The sequence below is a fragment of the Enterobacter cloacae complex sp. GF14B genome, from assembly GCF_004136805.1.
Classification (GTDB): domain Bacteria; phylum Pseudomonadota; class Gammaproteobacteria; order Enterobacterales; family Enterobacteriaceae; genus Enterobacter; species Enterobacter hormaechei_C.
In genome coordinates this window covers 1-17351 of sequence record NZ_QFRV01000014.1, presented here as the reverse complement: position 1 = coordinate 17351, position 17351 = coordinate 1, and the positions used below count along the sequence as shown (strand labels likewise).

25 protein-coding genes and 1 tRNA gene are annotated in these 17351 nt (G+C 52.4%); 14 read left to right on the top strand and 12 right to left on the bottom strand.

Annotated features, from left to right (window positions below; genetic code table 11):
• Nucleotides 1–7: 7 nt before the first annotated feature.
• The 10 genes from DD606_RS07305 to DD606_RS07260 form a co-directional block, all read right to left on the bottom strand.
• Nucleotides 8–997, bottom strand: coding sequence for a DUF968 domain-containing protein (locus DD606_RS07305; RefSeq protein ID WP_129258451.1), 990 nt, complete (start codon nucleotides 995–997; stop codon nucleotides 8–10).
• Complete coding sequence (locus DD606_RS07300) at nucleotides 994–1383, bottom strand: RusA family crossover junction endodeoxyribonuclease (protein WP_022650833.1); 390 nt, start codon at nucleotides 1381–1383, stop codon at nucleotides 994–996. Before DD606_RS07300 ends, DD606_RS07305 begins: the two co-directional genes overlap by 4 nt.
• A complete protein-coding gene (locus DD606_RS07295) occupies nucleotides 1380–1700 on the bottom strand; it encodes a hypothetical protein (protein WP_023305906.1) in 321 nt (106 codons plus the stop codon). The genes DD606_RS07300 and DD606_RS07295 overlap by 4 nt, the downstream gene beginning before the upstream one ends.
• Nucleotides 1697–1924 (bottom strand): hypothetical protein, encoded by a 228-nt coding sequence (locus DD606_RS07290; protein WP_129258449.1) that lies wholly within the window; start codon nucleotides 1922–1924, stop codon nucleotides 1697–1699. Before DD606_RS07290 ends, DD606_RS07295 begins: the two co-directional genes overlap by 4 nt.
• On the bottom strand, nucleotides 1921–2580 hold the full coding sequence (locus DD606_RS07285; RefSeq protein ID WP_129258447.1) for an MT-A70 family methyltransferase: 660 nt from the start codon (nucleotides 2578–2580) through the stop codon (nucleotides 1921–1923). The genes DD606_RS07290 and DD606_RS07285 overlap by 4 nt, the downstream gene beginning before the upstream one ends.
• Nucleotides 2580–3074, bottom strand: a complete 495-nt coding sequence (locus DD606_RS07280; protein WP_059443610.1) for a hypothetical protein — start codon at nucleotides 3072–3074, stop codon at nucleotides 2580–2582. Before DD606_RS07280 ends, DD606_RS07285 begins: the two co-directional genes overlap by 1 nt.
• Nucleotides 3071–4024 carry a conserved phage C-terminal domain-containing protein gene (locus DD606_RS07275; protein ID WP_129258445.1) on the bottom strand — a complete coding sequence of 318 codons (954 nt, stop codon included), beginning with the start codon at nucleotides 4022–4024 and terminating at the stop codon, nucleotides 3071–3073. The genes DD606_RS07280 and DD606_RS07275 overlap by 4 nt, the downstream gene beginning before the upstream one ends.
• Entirely contained in the window at nucleotides 4008–4193 is a 186-nt protein-coding gene (locus DD606_RS07270; protein ID WP_129258443.1) for a DUF4222 domain-containing protein, read from the bottom strand. The genes DD606_RS07275 and DD606_RS07270 overlap by 17 nt, the downstream gene beginning before the upstream one ends.
• A gap of 240 nt (nucleotides 4194–4433) precedes the next feature.
• Nucleotides 4434–4904: a YmfL family putative regulatory protein gene (locus DD606_RS07265; protein ID WP_049108853.1), complete on the bottom strand. Its 471-nt coding sequence runs from the start codon at nucleotides 4902–4904 to the stop codon at nucleotides 4434–4436.
• Nucleotides 4905–4929: 25 nt separating this feature from the next.
• On the bottom strand, nucleotides 4930–5127 hold the full coding sequence (locus DD606_RS07260) for a Cro/CI family transcriptional regulator (protein ID WP_016530206.1): 198 nt from the start codon (nucleotides 5125–5127) through the stop codon (nucleotides 4930–4932).
• Between the two features lie 92 nt (nucleotides 5128–5219).
• Between DD606_RS07260 and DD606_RS07255 the strand changes: the two genes are divergently transcribed.
• The 10 genes from DD606_RS07255 (at nucleotide 5220) to DD606_RS07205 (ending at nucleotide 11625) form a co-directional block, all read left to right on the top strand.
• Nucleotides 5220–5879, top strand: a complete 660-nt coding sequence (locus DD606_RS07255; protein ID WP_172657808.1) for a LexA family transcriptional regulator — start codon at nucleotides 5220–5222, stop codon at nucleotides 5877–5879.
• A 419-nt stretch (nucleotides 5880–6298) separates the two neighbouring features.
• A tRNA-Arg gene (locus tag DD606_RS07250) sits at nucleotides 6299–6375 on the top strand.
• Between the two features lie 24 nt (nucleotides 6376–6399).
• Complete coding sequence (locus DD606_RS07245) at nucleotides 6400–6624, top strand: hypothetical protein (RefSeq protein ID WP_129258441.1); 225 nt, start codon at nucleotides 6400–6402, stop codon at nucleotides 6622–6624.
• Between the two features lie 324 nt (nucleotides 6625–6948).
• Nucleotides 6949–7308, top strand: coding sequence for a hypothetical protein (locus DD606_RS07240; protein ID WP_252054418.1), 360 nt, complete (start codon nucleotides 6949–6951; stop codon nucleotides 7306–7308).
• Nucleotides 7308–8135 (top strand): hypothetical protein, encoded by an 828-nt coding sequence (locus DD606_RS07235; RefSeq protein ID WP_045617025.1) that lies wholly within the window; start codon nucleotides 7308–7310, stop codon nucleotides 8133–8135. The genes DD606_RS07240 and DD606_RS07235 overlap by 1 nt, the downstream gene beginning before the upstream one ends.
• Complete coding sequence (locus tag DD606_RS07230) at nucleotides 8132–8821, top strand: hypothetical protein (protein WP_116484283.1); 690 nt, start codon at nucleotides 8132–8134, stop codon at nucleotides 8819–8821. The genes DD606_RS07235 and DD606_RS07230 overlap by 4 nt, the downstream gene beginning before the upstream one ends.
• Nucleotides 8821–9156, top strand: a complete 336-nt coding sequence (locus DD606_RS07225) for a hypothetical protein (RefSeq protein ID WP_116484284.1) — start codon at nucleotides 8821–8823, stop codon at nucleotides 9154–9156. Before DD606_RS07230 ends, DD606_RS07225 begins: the two co-directional genes overlap by 1 nt.
• Nucleotides 9157–9524: 368 nt before the next feature.
• A complete protein-coding gene (locus tag DD606_RS07215; protein ID WP_022650818.1) occupies nucleotides 9525–9788 on the top strand; it encodes an excisionase in 264 nt (87 codons plus the stop codon).
• Nucleotides 9763–10905, top strand: coding sequence for a phage integrase Arm DNA-binding domain-containing protein (locus DD606_RS07210; RefSeq protein ID WP_032103854.1), 1143 nt, complete (start codon nucleotides 9763–9765; stop codon nucleotides 10903–10905). The genes DD606_RS07215 and DD606_RS07210 overlap by 26 nt, the downstream gene beginning before the upstream one ends.
• A gap of 219 nt (nucleotides 10906–11124) precedes the next feature.
• On the top strand, nucleotides 11125–11625 hold the full coding sequence (locus DD606_RS07205) for a YbaK/prolyl-tRNA synthetase associated domain-containing protein (RefSeq protein ID WP_022650816.1): 501 nt from the start codon (nucleotides 11125–11127) through the stop codon (nucleotides 11623–11625).
• 20 nt (nucleotides 11626–11645) lie between these two features.
• On the opposite strand, the gene yoaI is transcribed toward DD606_RS07205, so the two are convergent.
• Nucleotides 11646–11747, bottom strand: a complete 102-nt coding sequence (gene yoaI, locus DD606_RS26415) for a small membrane protein YoaI (protein ID WP_017384693.1) — start codon at nucleotides 11745–11747, stop codon at nucleotides 11646–11648.
• 287 nt (nucleotides 11748–12034) lie between these two features.
• On the opposite strand from yoaI, the gene DD606_RS07200 reads away from it, so the two are divergent.
• The 3 genes from DD606_RS07200 (at nucleotide 12035) to DD606_RS07190 (ending at nucleotide 15971) form a co-directional block, all read left to right on the top strand.
• Nucleotides 12035–13366: a glycoside-pentoside-hexuronide (GPH):cation symporter gene (locus tag DD606_RS07200; RefSeq protein ID WP_059370220.1), complete on the top strand. Its 1332-nt coding sequence runs from the start codon at nucleotides 12035–12037 to the stop codon at nucleotides 13364–13366.
• A 15-nt stretch (nucleotides 13367–13381) separates the two neighbouring features.
• Complete coding sequence (locus DD606_RS07195; RefSeq protein WP_129258439.1) at nucleotides 13382–15418, top strand: TIM-barrel domain-containing protein; 2037 nt, start codon at nucleotides 13382–13384, stop codon at nucleotides 15416–15418.
• Between the two features lie 106 nt (nucleotides 15419–15524).
• Entirely contained in the window at nucleotides 15525–15971 is a 447-nt protein-coding gene (locus DD606_RS07190) for a DUF441 domain-containing protein (protein WP_003857881.1), read from the top strand.
• On the opposite strand, the gene DD606_RS07185 is transcribed toward DD606_RS07190, so the two are convergent.
• A complete protein-coding gene (locus DD606_RS07185) occupies nucleotides 15955–16746 on the bottom strand; it encodes a helix-turn-helix transcriptional regulator (RefSeq protein WP_022650813.1) in 792 nt (263 codons plus the stop codon). The genes DD606_RS07190 and DD606_RS07185 overlap by 17 nt on opposite strands.
• Before the next feature lie 99 nt (nucleotides 16747–16845).
• Here DD606_RS07185 and DD606_RS07180 point away from each other — a divergent pair.
• Nucleotides 16846–17351: MFS transporter (locus tag DD606_RS07180; RefSeq protein ID WP_129258437.1), on the top strand; the 506-nt coding region annotated here is incomplete at its 3' end.

Sequence of the window (17351 nt, the reverse complement as noted above, 5' to 3'; positions counted from 1 at the left end):
CCACTATTCATGCTAATACGCCAATTTCCAGCGCACGGTCTAAAAACCGAAACAACAACGTTAACTGGTCGCCGTGCTTCGCTTCAAATGCCACAGGATCAGCGTGCAACTCGTCGTGATGTGCTCTGCACAGCGGTATCACAAACAGGTCATGCGCTTTGGTTCCCATTCCACCCTGCCCGTGGCCTATCAGGTGGTGGGGGTCGTCTGCCGGGTTATTGCAGCAACTGCACTTCTGCGACTTCACCCAGCGGGTGTACTTATCATTCTCCCAGCGGCGGCGCTTTGGCCTAAGCATGAAAGATTCCGGTGACTCAGGGTCTACCTTAACGGAGACAACCTTCTTCACCTTCTCCTGGAGGATTTCAGTCGCCGGTAACGACGGAACAATGTCGCTTTCTCTCATTACGGAACTATGCGATTCAGGCTTAATCCTGAGGGCTTTGCTCGCCACTGATTCAGGAATAAGGTCAGCCAGATCGTTGCGTACCATCCACCAGCAGAACTCCGGAAGCGTCAGGGTGTGGTCTTCGCTGAAACCCAGCATAATATTTACCCTTTCCAGCAGCCATTTTACCAGGTTCTGCATGGCAATTCCTGCCAGTCTTTCAGTGGTTTGCTCACGTAAATGGTTATCACACGACCAACAAAGACGAATGCTCCCCGGAGCGTGGCGCATTACCGTAAAGTCAGTGGCATGCCAGTCAGTGTGAGGCCACTGGCATTCAAATTTTCTCTCCAGCCAGGCATCAAGGCTACTCAATCCACCAGCTCGCTGAATAACCCTCTCGTTAACGAAAATGGCCTGCATATTGGCATCATCAGTAAGAGGCTGGTGGGCTTCAGGGATTATTCCGGACGGCAGATGCTGGATGGCTTCGGATGGTGGCTCAATAACTACCCTTCCCTGACGGAATAGCCAGAGCAGTTCGGTACCAGGGCGGAACAGAACCACCCCGGACATCGGCGCAATTTCAGGCGTCAGTATGGCTCTCACCCAATTCCCCCCATTGTTGGTTGATGCCTGGTTATCGATATTTCTACCCTTCCGCCATGCACTTTCGGCCCCCACTCCACCAGCATTCTCTGCACCTGGCTGTCATCCTCCCAAATGCCAGCATGTGTAAGCGCATCAAACAGAGCCTTGTTGTAGTTGTCGATGTCGCGGCGGCGGGCATCTGGCGGAAAGAGAAGGATCTCCACCGCAGCTGGTGATGATGATGGTTTTGGTAAGCAACGCAGTTGCTCAATGATCGCTGCACATGCCGCGCTCTGGTATGCCCTGCCCTTCTCGCTGATAAGATGGCGGCCTTTTAACGGCCCCTTGTTTGGGGCTCGCCAGTATGTGTTTACGCTCGGTGGGAACGGGAGCACCAGTTTCATAAACTCACCCCCTGTTTTTTCAGCCATTCAACAGCGTTATCTCTGGCCTTGTCTCCGCCGGATAGCAGGTCTTTGATGATCGTTACTGGATCTGCATCCCATTCCGTTTTGACGACGGTAATGCCCCTGGCTGCGCCAGGAGCAACAGTGATGTAACCCTTTTTCTTAAGTGACTTCACGTGCGCTACAGCAGCGTTCGGTGATGCGCAGCCAATTAATCCGGCAAGCTCCAGCATCGTAGGTGGGAAGCCAGCCTTTTCGATATGAACCTTGATAGCTTCGAACACTTCATTCTGACGCGGTGTTAATTCGATCATGACTCGACTCCATAACGCCCGTTCAGGTGTCCGATTACGCTGTTGAACATCACCAGGCTTACGCCCATCGGTTTCACCTTCTCGTGGTATTCCTTTAGGATCGGAGGTACAGCCTCGTTCCAGCTTGGCTTCGGCTTTTTCTTCAGGGCTTTCTTAATGGCATCTGAGCATTGACGGGCAACGTCACGAACCGCATTTTCCTGCTCTGTGGATAGTTTTTTCATGCAGCACGCTCCTGAGGTTTGCCCATTGGAACGGCTACGGCCGGGATAAGCTCAACAGCTGGTGATTCAGATTGATTTCCCCAGTGGTCCCAGCCAGGCGCACCGCAACGGCTGAATAGTTCGATGCGTGGGACGTCACCGTAAAGCTTCTCCAGACGGAAACGCGCCTCTGCTGGCTTCTGGCTGTGCTCACCGAGTGGGCTGTAGATAACCTGCTTGATGCTGGCGCACTTGCGTTCCAGTCCATTTCCCCTGGTGGCGATTAGCAGGTCTTCGGTATTGGCTCGGGTGTAATTCCCGCCGTTCATGCGTGTTTGTACGTTCAGCAGTTCAAGGAAGTCGTAAAAATCCTCCACACGCCCTGCCTGAAGTGCCTTGTTGATATGCTGCTCTGCCAGTGGGTTGAACTTTACCCAGGTAAAGCCCTTCATCGTGCGGACCTTAAAGCCCCACGCTTCTGCCAGCTCGATAGCTTCACGGGTATGGGTTCCGGTAAACCACATAGCCAGAACTGCATCCTCGGCAGCCAGGTCCCAAACCGGCAAGCGCTTCATGTCGATAAGCTTCATCGTGCCGTAATGGTTGGTTGCAGCGCCGTTGCTGATGGTGTTCCCGTATTCCCACGCAGGGTCAGCGTAAATCAGTGAATATTTCATCAGACATTCCTCGCTCGGCCAGCCAGACACCATGCATCAGAGGGTGCTTTCACTTTCGGCGCCATGCTCAGGCAACGCTGACGCTCAATCAGTATCTTCATCCGCTGCTCTTCGTTCTTAGAGCGATTGAAGGCATCCATCAGAACCGTGGCAGCACGCTGGTAGAGACCTTTTTCAAACAGGCCTTGAGCCTTATCCATCATTGTGGTCACAGCAGGATTCAGAGCTTCTTCCTGTTCTGGTACAGCTGGTTTATCAGCCCGGTTGATTTTCAGTGCAGAACGCCCCTCGCCAACCTCCCCGCCCGGTGCTTTGGCAAAATACTGGTAGCACTTGCCGTTATGCTGGCGGGTTGCGCGATTCAGTTTGACCAGATGGCATACACCGCGCTGAACAGCATGAACGTCGTACTGTGGCATTGATGCCGCAATCTCTTTGTTCGTTAAGCCAGGATTAGCGGCGATGAAAATTTGAATATCTTTCAGAAGACTCATGAGTTCGCTCCTCTGAAGCCCGCCGGGACTTTGCTGTAGTCGGTGTTCTTGAAGCTGGATTTGAAGATTCCATCCTCACGCTCCCACTTCCCGTTAACACGCGCTGGCCTTCCGGCATTCGCCCAGTTGGTAGCGGACTTCAGGTAAGCTGGAAACTTCGTTGGCTGGAAAAGTGTCTGCGGGCGCAGGTAGGCCGCCATTGTTAAATCGTCGCTCCACTTGGCGTTGCAGTAGTCCACCACCAGCGACAGATCTTCAACGGTGAAGCCCTCCCCGATTCGGGCGCGAATGTTTTGCAGCGAGGTTGTTGAAACCTGATAGCGGGAGTTAGTCACCTGGTTCAGGTGAACCAAAACCTGTTTAGCCTGATCGGTGATCAACACATCACGGTCTGGTTGCGGCGCAACCGGACAAATAGGTTTATTAGTCTGCTTGTTTAACTCTGTATTAAAGTCTGTATAGAGATAGGATTCCGTACTTTCGCGGCTCCCAAGATTCCTGTCATTAGCGGATTGAGAAACGCAGCTTCGCGGTTTTGATTCCGCATCTTCACGTTTTCCATTACGTACTTTTGCGGAATCGTTATTTTCTGGAAAGATTAATGAGATTAGAGCATCGCCGTCGATGCGATAATGCTTGGTTGGCGTACCATTGACCTTTCGAGAGCAGGTCTCGATCACGCCAGGCAGATACTTGTTTACCAACTTTTTAACCAGCCGCTCTGTCTGGTCTTCAGTTAATTCGCCCGCCTCAGCTCCAAGCTCCTTGTGAGTTTTATAGAACCAGCCGTCTTCATCCCCAAATGCTGACCAGAAAACGAGGTTATTAAGAACTGCTGCCAGCGCATGAGCCTGCTGGTCTTCTTTAAAGAACAGCAGGTACGGCCTGGGAAGAACAATGACGTTCTTCTGGCCTGACATTGACTGGACGATGTCAAAGATTCTGCTCATGGTCGTCCTTTAACTCTGTAAATTTACGCTGGAATTGCTCAAGAGGGCTGAAGCACTCATGATCGTACCCTTCGCGGAGGTATATAACGCGTCGGGTCTCGGGCTCCCATCTAATGACGTGGACGGTGATGCCTCTTTGGTCTCTGAATCGCCGGTCAACTTCAGCCATTCCTCACGCCCCTTCTCGTTCATCAGTGCAAATGCCTCTACCATCGCGTTCTCAGGCTGGTAGTTGTTCTGATCCGCCTGGTTGTTTAATCTCTCCACATAGCCGAACGGGGAATCTTTTCCCACCAGAGGAAGGCATCTGAATTGCTTCGCTGGTCTCAATCGGTTTAAACTGTTCATGCGTTAGTTTCTCCACTGAATACGACACGCCACGACGCCCGGAGCTGCACACTCGCGGGCGTCACTTCTTTTGGCTTTTCTTACGGCTAAACAGCGCGACAATCGCGCGTATTTCTTCTTCACGCGCTGCCAGGTGACGGCGGTGATATTCATTGATTTCTTCAGCTTCATGACGTTCGATAACTCCATCTTCCAGAGCTCTCTGGATCACGGTATCAACACGTCCACGCGCTGCTGACGTTCTCATGGCACGATCAAACAGGTCGGCACGATCAAGGTCTTCAAGTTGAGGAACGTCCACCAGCAGCGCGCCACGGCGACGGGCAAAGTAATCCGCCAGGAGGGACGTATTCGAGATGTCTTCCATCGCCTCCAGCTCATTCACTTCGAAGAAACGGCAGCCGTTCTTCTCGTACAGGTTGTTATTGAACTGCGTTACGGACATGCCAAGAGCACCGGCCATAGCCTCACGGCCACCGGGGTACGCTTTGCACATCGCTTTCACTACTTCTTTCAGGCTTGGCTCTACCATGTTGATTTTCCTTTTGTAGTTACTTTCAAGCAGCTGAATCTGTAGCCTTTTGGTAAAGGCTCGCATCGTACTTAAGCTTGCCTTTCGTAATTCGCTCGATGACGAACGCTTGCTTTTGAGGGATGACTTCACCCCATCGGCAAACTGCCGGGTGGGAAATCCCAAGGACACTGGCGGTTTTTGATACGCCGCCGAAGTGCTCAATGACTTCTGATTTACGCATGGTTCCTCCTGGTTAACTCACGCCTTAAAGGTAACAAAAGGTACATCAAATAGCAAACAACAGTTACAAGGAATCAATGTAACATTGGTTACATGAAAACAGAGATGAAAGACCGAATAAGATCCCGACGAGTCCAGCTCGACATAACACAGCAGACCCTGGCTAAACGCTTAGGCGTCAGCCGTGTTTCCGTAACTAAGTGGGAGAGCGGTACAACCAAACCTGATGGTGAGAACCTCCACCAGCTGGCAATGGCGTTGCAGACAACTCCAGAATGGATTCTTTACGGTCAGGGTGAGGAAACGCAGGACGATACTAAAGTTGTTCCGTTCCTTAAGCCCCCAACGGCAGTCCCCATTATCTCGGCTGTTCAGGCTGGTATGTGGACTGATACTTATGCATGCTCAAGGCTTTCTGATGTGATTTCATGGACACAAACCACTGCAAATGTTTCTGATGAAGTATTCGGATTGGTTGTTCGTGGGGAGTCTATGACTAACCCTCATGGGCTTCCATCAATCCCTGAAGGTTCGATCGTTATTGTTGAGCCTCATTATGGCCAGCTGGATGACCTTTACGGAAAAATTGTAGTAGCGATACTTGACGGCTCAGCTGAGGCGACCGTTAAAAAGCTTGTATGGGATAGTCCTTTTGCATATTTGATGCCACTTAATCCTGCCTTTAAACCCATCCCAATAGACGGTAATTGCCGGATTGTTGGGAAGGTAGTTCAGATAACCCAGAATATCTAAGTTATTCATTCCAAATGCCAGATATTCTTCTGGCATTTTTTTCGCACCTTCAGGTAACAAAAAGTACATTCACCGCTTGACCATTATAGTAACTAAAGGTACATTTAAATCACACCACGGGTACTGACAGTTACCTGCGCCGGTGTGGTAGTAATCAGTGCAGCATATGGCACATGTGCCGCAGCGGTCCGGGGATTCCTTGCAAGACAATATCCAGATCCAGCGGGTAGCCGGAATGTGCAAGCCAGGCAAGTACGACGGCCAGAGACGTTTCACCAGCGTGGCGATCAGGTGTGACACCTCGGAAGAGACGAGGATGCAACGATGAGAGCACTATCTGTGAATAAGCACACCATGCTAACGCCACGTGATGCCCAACCGATAGCTGTTTAGAAGCATCATTTAGTGCTCTCAACGTTGTGGCATTAGCTCAGATGGATAGAGCAGCGGCCTTCTAAGCCGTCGGTCGCAGGTTCGAAACCTGCATGCCGCGCCAGATAAACACTATTTAGGAGCTCGCATGGCAGCTTACGACATCAAACTTACCAATGGTTGGATTAGCACTATCAATTGCGCGAGCAGCGAAATCGAAGCCATCGAAAGACTGAAAATTGAACGTCAGCGTATGGGTTATGAACATACCGATGTGGCTGAAATTAGGTGCATGAAAGAGAGCTATGGCAATGGTGGTTATGGATCGGTTGCTCTCGAAGAGTTTCACCCTATCACGTACCCAGCGTGGTAAACCCGTAGTAGCTGTACCAGATGCTGTGTGTAGTCTTGGCGGTCGGCAGTTTTGAATGTCCTTAATGTCGACCGCCCCTTTTACACAACTGAAAGCGCGTTCAGCGTTCAACTTGAGAGGCCGTAGTCGTTAAATCAACTCAGGAGAACGCGCTCTCAATTGTGGAGAAGCTGACTGGCGGTGGCAGCCGCCCGTTTCACTAAGTGCCCTGGTTGGGTGCTTACTAAAACGAACCCCCTTTATTTTTTGTCGCCAACCGGCGAGGGATTCGTGCAACCAAAATTCAGCGCTGTGCAGAGCGCGTATAACACGGAGAAACTATCCATGACGAACACACAGAACGTCACCGAGTTACAACCACGCATGACCCGGGAGCAGCTGATCGACGCAGCGCGTAAGGCAGCCCCTCTCCTTCCGCCAGCTTATCGCGGCATTATGACCGAACTGGCTAACCGCCTGGACTATACCAGCGTCGCGCTTTGTGAGGCGATGGCTCAGCGTAAGGAACTGGCTGTTCAGAACGCTACTCTGCGTGAAGATGTCGCAAGCTGGGCCAAAGAGTGTGACCGCATTGTTGAACGCCACACGAAGAGCAGAACCAATATGCATTTACTGGAAGCCCAGCGAGAATTGCGTGAGCTGTCACCCATCGTCATTTCCCAAAATAACGAGGTGGCTCTCTGATGGCTAACTCATTCAAGCAAATGACCCGTGACGGGACCATCAAGCGCACCGATACCGGGATGTTCATCAGCCTCGACCAAATCCATGTGCGGGAAGGTTTCAACAAACGCGAAGATGATGAACGTACCCGCCAGGCAGATGATGACCTTTTCAACTTTCTGATGAATGGTGGCTCCGTTCCCCCGCTGGAGGTTATCGCCCGTGATGAAGGTGGAGTGTGGGTTGTTGAAGGCCACCGTCGGCGTCGCTGCTATGCGCGCTGTGCAGAAGCTGGTAAGCCAGTAGACCGCATCCATATCATGCCGTTCAACGGTAACGATGTTCAGCGCCTGGCGCGCATCATGACCAGTAACAACCAGCTCCCGCTATCTGATATGGAACAGGCAGCTGTTATTCAGGAGCTTCATAACGCCTTCAACCAGACCACCAGCGAGATTGCAAAACTGGTCAACAAGTCTGTCCCTACTGTCGAAAAACTTCTGCTTCTTAGCACAGCCAATCACGACGTTCAGAAAGAAGTTAAGTCCGGAGCCGTGTCTGTAGATGTGGCCGTAGACCGAGTAAAAGAGTTTGGCGAAAAGGCAGGTGAGGTGCTTCAGAAGGATAAAGCTTCTGCTGCTGCCAAAGGTAAGAAGAAAGTTACCCGCAGCGTTATAGCGCCAGAAATTAGCGTTAAGAAAGCGCGTCGCCTTGTAGAGCTGATCAGCCTGGCGGGGATAAGCGACACAGGTGTTATCTATCTCGAAGGATTGGTCCATGCAGAAGTCGTGGAGATTATCGACGAGCACAAAGCTATCGCCGTTCAGCGTCATGGAGAAGCATCATGAGCACACTTACCAAAGAATGGCTCCATCAGACAATCGCTGATCTCGAAGAAGAGCGCGATGCAACCCCCGGCGCCGTAAACGAAGATGCGGACAAGGCGCTGGCGGCAATGAAGTTAGCGCTGTCATCGCTGGAAGCTAAAGATAAGATTCCGGAACTGCGTCAGGTTATTTATCATTTCCGCGATTGGAATGAAGGCTTTCCGGTTGAGCGGTTCAAAGCCGACTACGTCATTAGTTGGATGTTGGCAAATTATCCTCCAGCTCAGCCAACGGCGGTATCTGTTCCTGGTGATGTCTCTGGCCCGCTTGCTCATGCCTACAAAGAGCTTACTCCTACGTTCATGCGTAACCACATTGGCGTATTCGAGCGTTACGGGATTTACCCTGATGGTTCGGCAGGGATTCAGGCTATGCGCATTGCATTGGATGGTATGAACCGCCGCGCCGCCATGCTTCAGGGTGTCGAAAACGCCGAGACGCCCACCACCATGCAGACCGCGCCAGCTCTGGATTCTTCGCCAAAAATTGCCGAGTTGCCCAGCGGCAAATCTCCGGTGATTCCGGATGGTTGGGTGATAGTGCCAGTTGAGCCGACAGATGAGATGTGGCGCGCGGCTCTTGATGCTACTGGCATAATTGATTCGTATAAGGCGATGATTGCTGCAGCACAGCAGCAGGAGGCGTGATGTACGATTTCGCTAAGCGAGTTCAGCGTCTTGAGGCTGAGCGCGGTAAGACCATCACCACTGAAGTTGAGCTTATTTCTTACGTCAAAGAGCGCAGCACTGGAAACTCTGAGGCTCGTTACTACGTTAAGCACAGCAACCAGCAGACGGTTCTTGAGCAGGAAATGGTGATAAACAGAGATGGGTTTGGTAATCATCAAGCCAGCATCATCATCACTGATTTCCCCGGGCAGAAATCTCCAGAAGAAGCAGCGCTAAAACTAGCTGATTGGCTTAAGCGCCTTGGTGAGTCCATTGAGGCTAATTTCAAAAAGCCAGAGGTGGATGATGCCTAACCCATTCGACGTGGTGATTTTCGTGCTGCTGGCAATCGGCGCACTTCAGCAAATGGGGTGGCTTCCATGGTGAGCAAACTTAAACAGCGGCGCTTGCGCCGCCTTAAGGCCGATGTAGCCTGGTGGAAAGGTGAAGCCTCAGACCTGTACGCAAGAGTCATGGAGCAGGCAGACGAAATAGCCGAACTCCGCAGGCTGGTTATCCGCGTTCCGATGCCAGTAATTATTTCAAAGGAGATGGCCAACCAGCTTTATAACAACGAAACGAAAAGATGTCGTACCTGCAATGATGGCCTCCGTGGTGGGTGCTCATCATGCATTTTCTATAAAAGATAGCCGGGTGCAGCCGGTAAAGTGGAGAGAAACGCATGGGGCAGTTAGTAACACTTCATGAGTGGGCATCTGGTCCTAATGGATTCAAATATCCATTAAGCAACTCAGCATTAAACAAAATAGCAAAGACCAAACAGACTTATCCGCCAGCCTTAAAGCAAGGTCGACGCTGGGTAATAGATGAAGATGCTCGTTTTGTTGGCATGGTTGGCAGTGTTGATATTTCGTCATCATTATCAGACAAGGCCCGCCAGTTAGTGGAGAAAGCAATAAATGGCAGCTCGCCCCAGAAAACATAATGTCAAAATACCCAACCTTTACTGTAAGTTAGATAAACGTACTTCAAAAATTTATTGGCAATATCGCCACCCTGTAACAGGTTCATTTATTGGATTCGGAACAGATGATGAAGCGGCAAAAGCTGCTGCAATCGAGATGAACCGTATAACAGCAGAACAAGAAACTCAGCAATCTTATGCTCTGATTGATATGGCAATGAAGAGCTCAGGGAAAAAGGATCAAGGTATACGTGTTTCTGAGTGGATTAAAAAATACATCGAAATTCAGATGGAAAGGTTGCGTGACGGTGAGATAAAAAACCCTACTGTAAAATCCAGACGATTATGTTCTCAGATTCTCGCAGATAGAGTGCCAAACCTTCGCCTGAAGGATGTAGATACAAGACTCATTGCAAAAATTATTGATGAATATAAGGCAGAGGGAAAGCACAGAATGGGCCAACTGATAAGAAGCGTACTAAACGACGTGTTCAAAGAGGCGCAGCATGCTGGCGAGGTTGATCCTGGCTACAACCCAGCCTTAGCTGTAAAAAATCCAATAGCCAAAGTGAAACGAAGCAGACTTAGCATTGAACAATGGAAATTGATTTTTGAAAGCGCAGGCTCTTTGCCGCCTTGCGCTCAAAATTCTATGCTTTTGGCTTTAGTAACCGGGCAAAGGATAGGTGACATAGTCGAGATGAAGTTTAGTGACATTTGGGATAATCACCTTCATGTTACCCAAAATAAAACCGGAATGAAGTTAGCCATCCCCTTAAATTTAAAGTGCGATGCAATCGGGTTGACTCTGGCTGATGTTATTAGTAAGTGTCGCGATAGAGTAGTGAGCCCTTATCTGATCCACCATGTTAAGCATCACGCTTACGGTAAAGCGGGATCTCACGTTCCCGAAAAAACAATATCAAGATATTTTAAGGAGGCAAGAGATAAAGCAAATATTACCTGGCCTAAGGATTGTACTGCCCTTCCGCCGTTTCATGAACAGCGCTCGCTTTCATCAAGAACATACAAAGCTCAGGGTATAGATGTCAAAACTCTTTTAGGGCATAAAACCGAAGCAATGAGCGTAATGTATGGAGATGATCGTGGTCTAGAATGGAAAAAAGTTGTGATTTAAACATGGAGTTTTGGGGAATTATTTTGGGGATGTTTTGGGGAAAGAGTTTTACGAATTAAATTCAGTCACTTAGATTTTAGCGAATTGCTCCAGAAACAGTCATCCACCAGCAACGCATGACCCAACAGCCAGCGCTCCCGCTGGCTGTTTTCTTTCAGCCCTCTCCGTCCCGTGCTAATGTAGCAAGCTACGTATTGGCAAATCACAGGTGAAATCGTTATGTCTGATGACGTGACCGGGACGACGACCCATCAGCGGCTAATCAGCTTATTAACCGAGCAGGAGGCGCGCTTTCGCGTGGTGGCGCATGAGGCCGTTGGGAAATGCGAAGCGGTCAGTGAAATTCGCGGGACCGATCTCCGGCAGGGTGCAAAAGCACTGGTCTGCAAGGTAAAAGGCAACGGCGTTAAGAAACATATTCTGGCAATCCTTGCCGCCGATCGGCAGGCCGATCTGAGCCTGCTGGCCAGCCATTTCGGTGGGCTAAAGGCCTCTCTCGCCAGTCCGGCAGAAGTGGATGCGCTTACCGGCTGCGTTTTCGGCGCCATTCCCCCCTTCAGCTTTCATCCGGATCTGACGCTGGTCGCCGATCCGCTGCTGTTTGAGCGCTTCGATGAGATCGCCTTTAACGCCGGCCTGCTGGAAAAGTCGGTGATTATGGATACCCAGGACTATCTGCGTATCGCCCGTCCTGAACTGGTGACGTTCCGTAAACAATAAATACAGCGGCTGGCTAACGGTCAGCCGTTTTCCAGCAGCAGCACGGAAGCAATCAAAATAATCGCGATGATAAAAAATGATGAGGAAATAATTAGCGTTTCGACAAACATAGGATCGTTCATGATGCCCTCTGCTTTGCCCATTTACCTCTTTTTTTACTCCCCCACAATGACAGCTAAATGACAATGACACGTCCGCGAAATGACGATTTTTTCGCTGAAACGATTCGCTGTTAACGATCCTCCCCCGTATAAAGTCACTGTTTAAATATTTTATTTGTTACCGGTATCACGAAAAGAAATTTACGTAACCCCGATGCCAGATCTCGCAATTGTTAACCTTTTCATCCTGGTTAACCCTGTTTACGGAGCACCTCAAAAATAAACCTTACACTGGCAAGGTGAATACAATGACCGAGATAATTACCCGTAAAGAAAAGATCAGTTATGGGTTAGGCGATATGGCGAGCCATATTGGGCTGGATAACGTCATTATTTTTCTGACGTTTTACTATACGGACGTGGTGGGGCTACCTGCCGCATTCGTGGGCACCATGTTTCTTCTGGCGAGAACCGCCGATGCCATAATAGACCCGGCGATGGGCTATATCGCTGACAGGACGCGCACGCGCTGGGGCAAATTCCGTCCCTGGATGCTGTGGCTGGCGCTGCCCTTTGGCGCAAGTTGTCTGCTGACCTACGCCGTGCCGGCGTCCCTCGATCTGCACGGTAAAATGATTTTCGCCACCGTCAGTTATACCCTGATGATGCTGATGTACACCGCAATCAATATTCCCTATTGCTCCATGGGCGCGGTGATTACGCCCGACAACGATGCGCGAATTTCCCTCCAGTCTTATCGCTTTTTCCTTGCCACTTTGGGTGGCGCGCTGTCGACATTCTTTATGATGCCGCTGGCAGAGTTTTTAGGTGGCGACGATAAATTACTGGGCTACCGCTGGGCAATGGCCATTATGGCGACCGTCGCGGTCGTCATGTTCTGGATCTGCTTCGCCAATACGCGTGAACGTATTAAGGCTCCCGCTACCCACAATAATTATCTTGCGGAACTGCGGGATTTATTACGAAACGACCAATGGCGGATTGTCGCCGTCCTGGTATTAACCAACATTGGTTTTGGCGTTATTCGCCTTGGCGCAATGATGTATTTCGTCACTTATTATCTCGGTAGCGCAAGCTATTTTATGTGGATGCTCGGGGCGCATATTCTCGGGAAAGCCGCAGGCAGCGCGCTGGCCAAACGTCTGACGCGGAACGTCAGCAAAGTGCAGATGTTTGGATACTGTTCCGTACTGGCGGGGGTACTCAGCATCGCTCTGTTCTTTGCGCCTAAGTCGGTGCTTATTCTGGTGCCCATGACGTTTATCGTCTCCACCCTTTACCAGGCCACCACCACGCTGATGTGGGTAATGATGGCGGACGTCGCCGATTACGGCGAATGGAAACAGGGCAAACGCATGGACGGCGTGATCTTCTCCACCTTCCTCGCCGTACTCAAGTTGGGGATGGCGATCAGCGGCGCGATTGTTGGCTGGACGCTGGGCTTAAGCGGTTATGTTGCCAATGCCCCGGAGCAGACCAACACGGCCATGTACTGCATCATCGCCCTCTTCACCGTCGTGCCTGGCGTCTTGTCACTCTGCGCGTTTGCCACGCTGCGCTGGTATAAGCTCGACGACAGCACAATGCAATCCATCCATCTCGCCAAAAACCCTGTTTAGAAGGACGCGTTATCCATGAGTGAGCTGATTAAACATTCCAACAGCATCGAATGGCGTTTTGAACGCCAGATCCTGCGTATTGAACCGTGGGGAGAAAACAGCCTGCGCGTCAGGGCCACCTGCTCCCCGGCTTTTGAGGACGCCTTACAGGCACTGTTGCCCGCCGCCCCTTGCCAGGCTGAGATTATCGCCGAAGCGGAAAGCCTGACGCTGCGCAACGGCAATATTACCGCGACGCTGAACCTTAAAGGTCAGCTGGCCTTCTACAATCAGCGCGGCGAACTGCTGCTGGAAGAGATGTGGCGCCAGCGTTCAACGGTGGGTATCGGTGCCAGCGAGAAGAGTCAGGATAAATATGTCAGCGCCCTGAAGCTGGATGGCCGTGAATTTAAGCCGCTAATGGGGGGAAAATATCAGCTCACCGTCCGGTTTGAATCGCGTCCGGATGAACGCATCTATGGCATGGGTCAGTATCAACAGCCGTGGCTGGATCTGAAAGGCTGTACGCTGGAACTGGCGCAGCGCAACTCCCAGGCCAGCGTGCCCTTTATGCAGTCCAGCCTTGGCTATGGCCTGCTGTGGAACAATCCGGCGATTGGTGAAGCCAGCTTTGCAAAAAATCAGACGGAATGGCGCGCCCGCGTGACGGGAGAAATGGACTACTGGATCACCGCCGCTGATACGGTGGCGGATATCACCCGCCAGTATGTAAAAGCCACCGGAACTCCGCCCGCCGCCCCGGCGTTTATCAGCGGGCTGTGGCAGTGCAAATTACGCTACCGCACCCAGCAGGAGGTGCTGGAGGTTGCGCGGGAGTATCGCCGCCGTAATCTGCCGCTGTCGGTGATGGTCATCGACTTTTTCCACTGGCCGAATCAGGGCACCTGGTGCTTCGACCCCGTAGACTGGCCCGACCCTGAAGGGATGGTCGACGAGCTGCGCGAAATGGGTATTGCGCTGATGGTGTCGGTGTGGCCAACGGTAGAGGCGCGCAGCCCTCTCTATCCGCTGATGAAAGCCAAAGGCTGGCTGGTCAGCAGTGAACGTGGCGTGCAGGTCAACCTCGACTTTATGGGCAATACCAGCTTCTTTGATGCGACCCATCCTGAGGCGCGGAAATTCGTCTGGGATACGGTGAAGAAAAATTACTACGACATGGGCATTAAGCTGTTCTGGCTGGACGAAGCGGAACCGGAATACCGCGCCTATGATTTTGACAACTATCGCTACCACGCCGGTCCGGTACTGGAAGTGGGCAATCGCTACCCGCGTGATTTTGCGCAGGGCTTTTACGATGGGCTCCAGGCAAACGGTGAAACCGACATTGTTAACCTTGTACGCTGCGCCTGGGCAGGCAGCCAGCGATTCGGCGTGCTGGCGTGGTCGGGTGATGTCCACTCCTCATTCCATGCTTTTCGCAATCAACTCGCCGCGGGACTGAATATGGGCCTGGCGGGGATCCCATGGTGGACGACCGATATCGGCGGCTTCCAGGGAGGGAACGTTAACGACCCGGCGTTCCACGAATTACTGATCCGTTGGTTCCAGTGGGCGGTGTTTACACCGGTTCTGCGCATGCACGGCTATCGCGAACCGCAGATCCAGCCTCCGGAGCGCTACCGTGACGGCATTCCTCAGTGTAACAGCGGTTCGCCTAATGAGCTGTGGAGTTACGGAGAAGAGAATTACGCCATCATGCAGCACTGGCTTACCGTGCGCGAAACCCTGCGCCCGTATATTGACGCGTTGTACCAGCAGGCTCATCTGCACGGAGACCCGCTCATGCGTCCGCTGTTCTGGCACTATCCGCAGGACAAGCAGAGCTGGGCGTGTGAAGATCAGTATCTGTTTGGCGAAGATCTTCTGGTGGCACCGGTTATGCAGGCCGGCCAGCGTGAGCGCGATGTCTGGTTGCCGACGGGCAATAGCTGGGTCGCTCTCAACGGTGAGCGCTACGCCGGTGGGGAGCATATCAGGGTGCCTGCGGCGCTGGAAACCATCCCGGTGTTTATCCGCGAAGGAAGTCCGCTTATCCAGCAGCTGGTGGACTGACGTCAGGCAAGTGCCCAAAAATAGACAATTTTTTCAGTAAAGCCTGCCTGCCGTCGCGTTTGCGCGTAAAGTAAGCAGGCTTACTATTTTTGGCAAGGATCCCGTCATGTTCGACCCTACACTGCTCATACTTCTGGCCCTGGCTGCACTGGGTTTTGTCAGCCACAACACCACCGTCGCGATTTCCATTCTGGTCCTGATCATCGTTCGCGTCACACCGTTGAACACCTTCTTCCCGTGGATAGAAAAACAGGGGCTTACCATCGGGATCATTATTTTGACCATCGGCGTGATGGCCCCGATTGCCAGCGGAACGCTACCGGCCTCAACGCTGCTGCACTCCTTTGTAAACTGGAAATCGCTGGTGGCGATTGCGGTGGGCGTTTTTGTCTCGTGGCTTGGCGGTCGCGGCGTGACGCTGATGAGCAGCCAGCCTTCGCTGGTGGCCGGGCTGCTGGTGGGCACCGTGTTAGGCGTGGCGCTGTTTCGTGGCGTGCCGGTTGGCCCGCTGATTGCTGCCGGTCTGGTTTCGCTGTTTATCGGGAAGTCGTAGTCAGGCTGGCGATATAGCGGGCGGGCGTCTGTCCCAGTCCTTTCTTAAACATGGTGATGAAGGCGGTGGTGGAGTCATACCCCAGCGCCTGCGCCGCCTGCTGGACCGACTTCCCGCCGATCAAAAACTGCAATGCGACAATCAGCTGGAGCTGGTGCCGCCAGCGGCGAAAGCTTAAGCCGGTCTCTTTCACCACCAGCCGCGCCAGATTGCGTTCGCTCATGGCAAAGTGGCTTGCCCACTGCGCCAGCGTCTGCCAGGCGGCAGGTTCGTTTGCCATGGTCTCACTCATCAGGCGAATTTTTGGATGCGGAGATACCGGCAGCTGTAGATGCTCCTGCGGTTGCAGGGGCAGTTCATCAAACAGGACGTCTACCAGCCTTCCCGTAGCGGGAAGAGGCAACTCTTCCCGTGACCTGTCCGCAAGCGCCAGCACCAGCTCCCGCACCAGGGGCGATATTTTCAGCGTACAGGTACGCGTCGGCAATTCGAGCGCACCGGGTTCAATAAACAGCAGGCAGAGCTGCGCGCCGGGCGTCGCCTTGTTGCTGTGCGGCGTTTGTCCTGGGATCCACACCGCATACTGGGGCGGCACCATCAGCATCGCGCTCTCCACTTCACAGGTGATCGCTCCACCCAGCGCCATAATCAGCTGCCCTTTGCGGTGCTGATGCAGCGGAATAAATTGTTCCTGTGCCACCACGCGGATGCGAAAGGCCACCGCCGCGTCGTGCTGGCTATCGGGATCGTAGCCGTCGAGCCCCAGTCCGTACATAAAGTTGTCCGATATTAGCGATAAACTGTCATTTTAGCCTGATTTCAACCACAACTTAAATCGGTATGGTATGCGCTCGCCTGAACGTAAGAGACAATAATGACTACTGCTATTCAACCTTCCGGGAAACAGGGTGCACTGCTGGTTGCAGGCATCCTGATGATCGCCACGACGCTGCGCGTCACATTTACCGGTGTCGCCCCCCTGCTCGACACCATCCGACAGGACTATGGCTTAAGCACGGCGCAAACCGGCCTGCTCACAACGCTGCCCCTGCTTGCCTTCGCCTTTATCTCTCCCCTTGCCGCAGGCGTCGCCCGGCGCCTGGGCATGGAGCGCAGCCTTTTTATCGCTCTGCTGCTGATTTGCATCGGGATTGGCGTACGTTCGCTGCCGTCGGCCGCGCTGCTGTTTATCGGTACGGCGATCGTGGGCTGTGGGATTGCGCTGGGCAATGTCCTGTTACCTGGCTTAATCAAACGTGATTTTCCGGGCCAGGTCGCAAAACTCACGGGGGCGTATTCGCTGACGATGGGGGCCGCCGCTGCCGCAGGGTCGGCGCTGATCGTCCCGCTGTCGCTGGGGAGTGGTGGCTGGCACGGAGC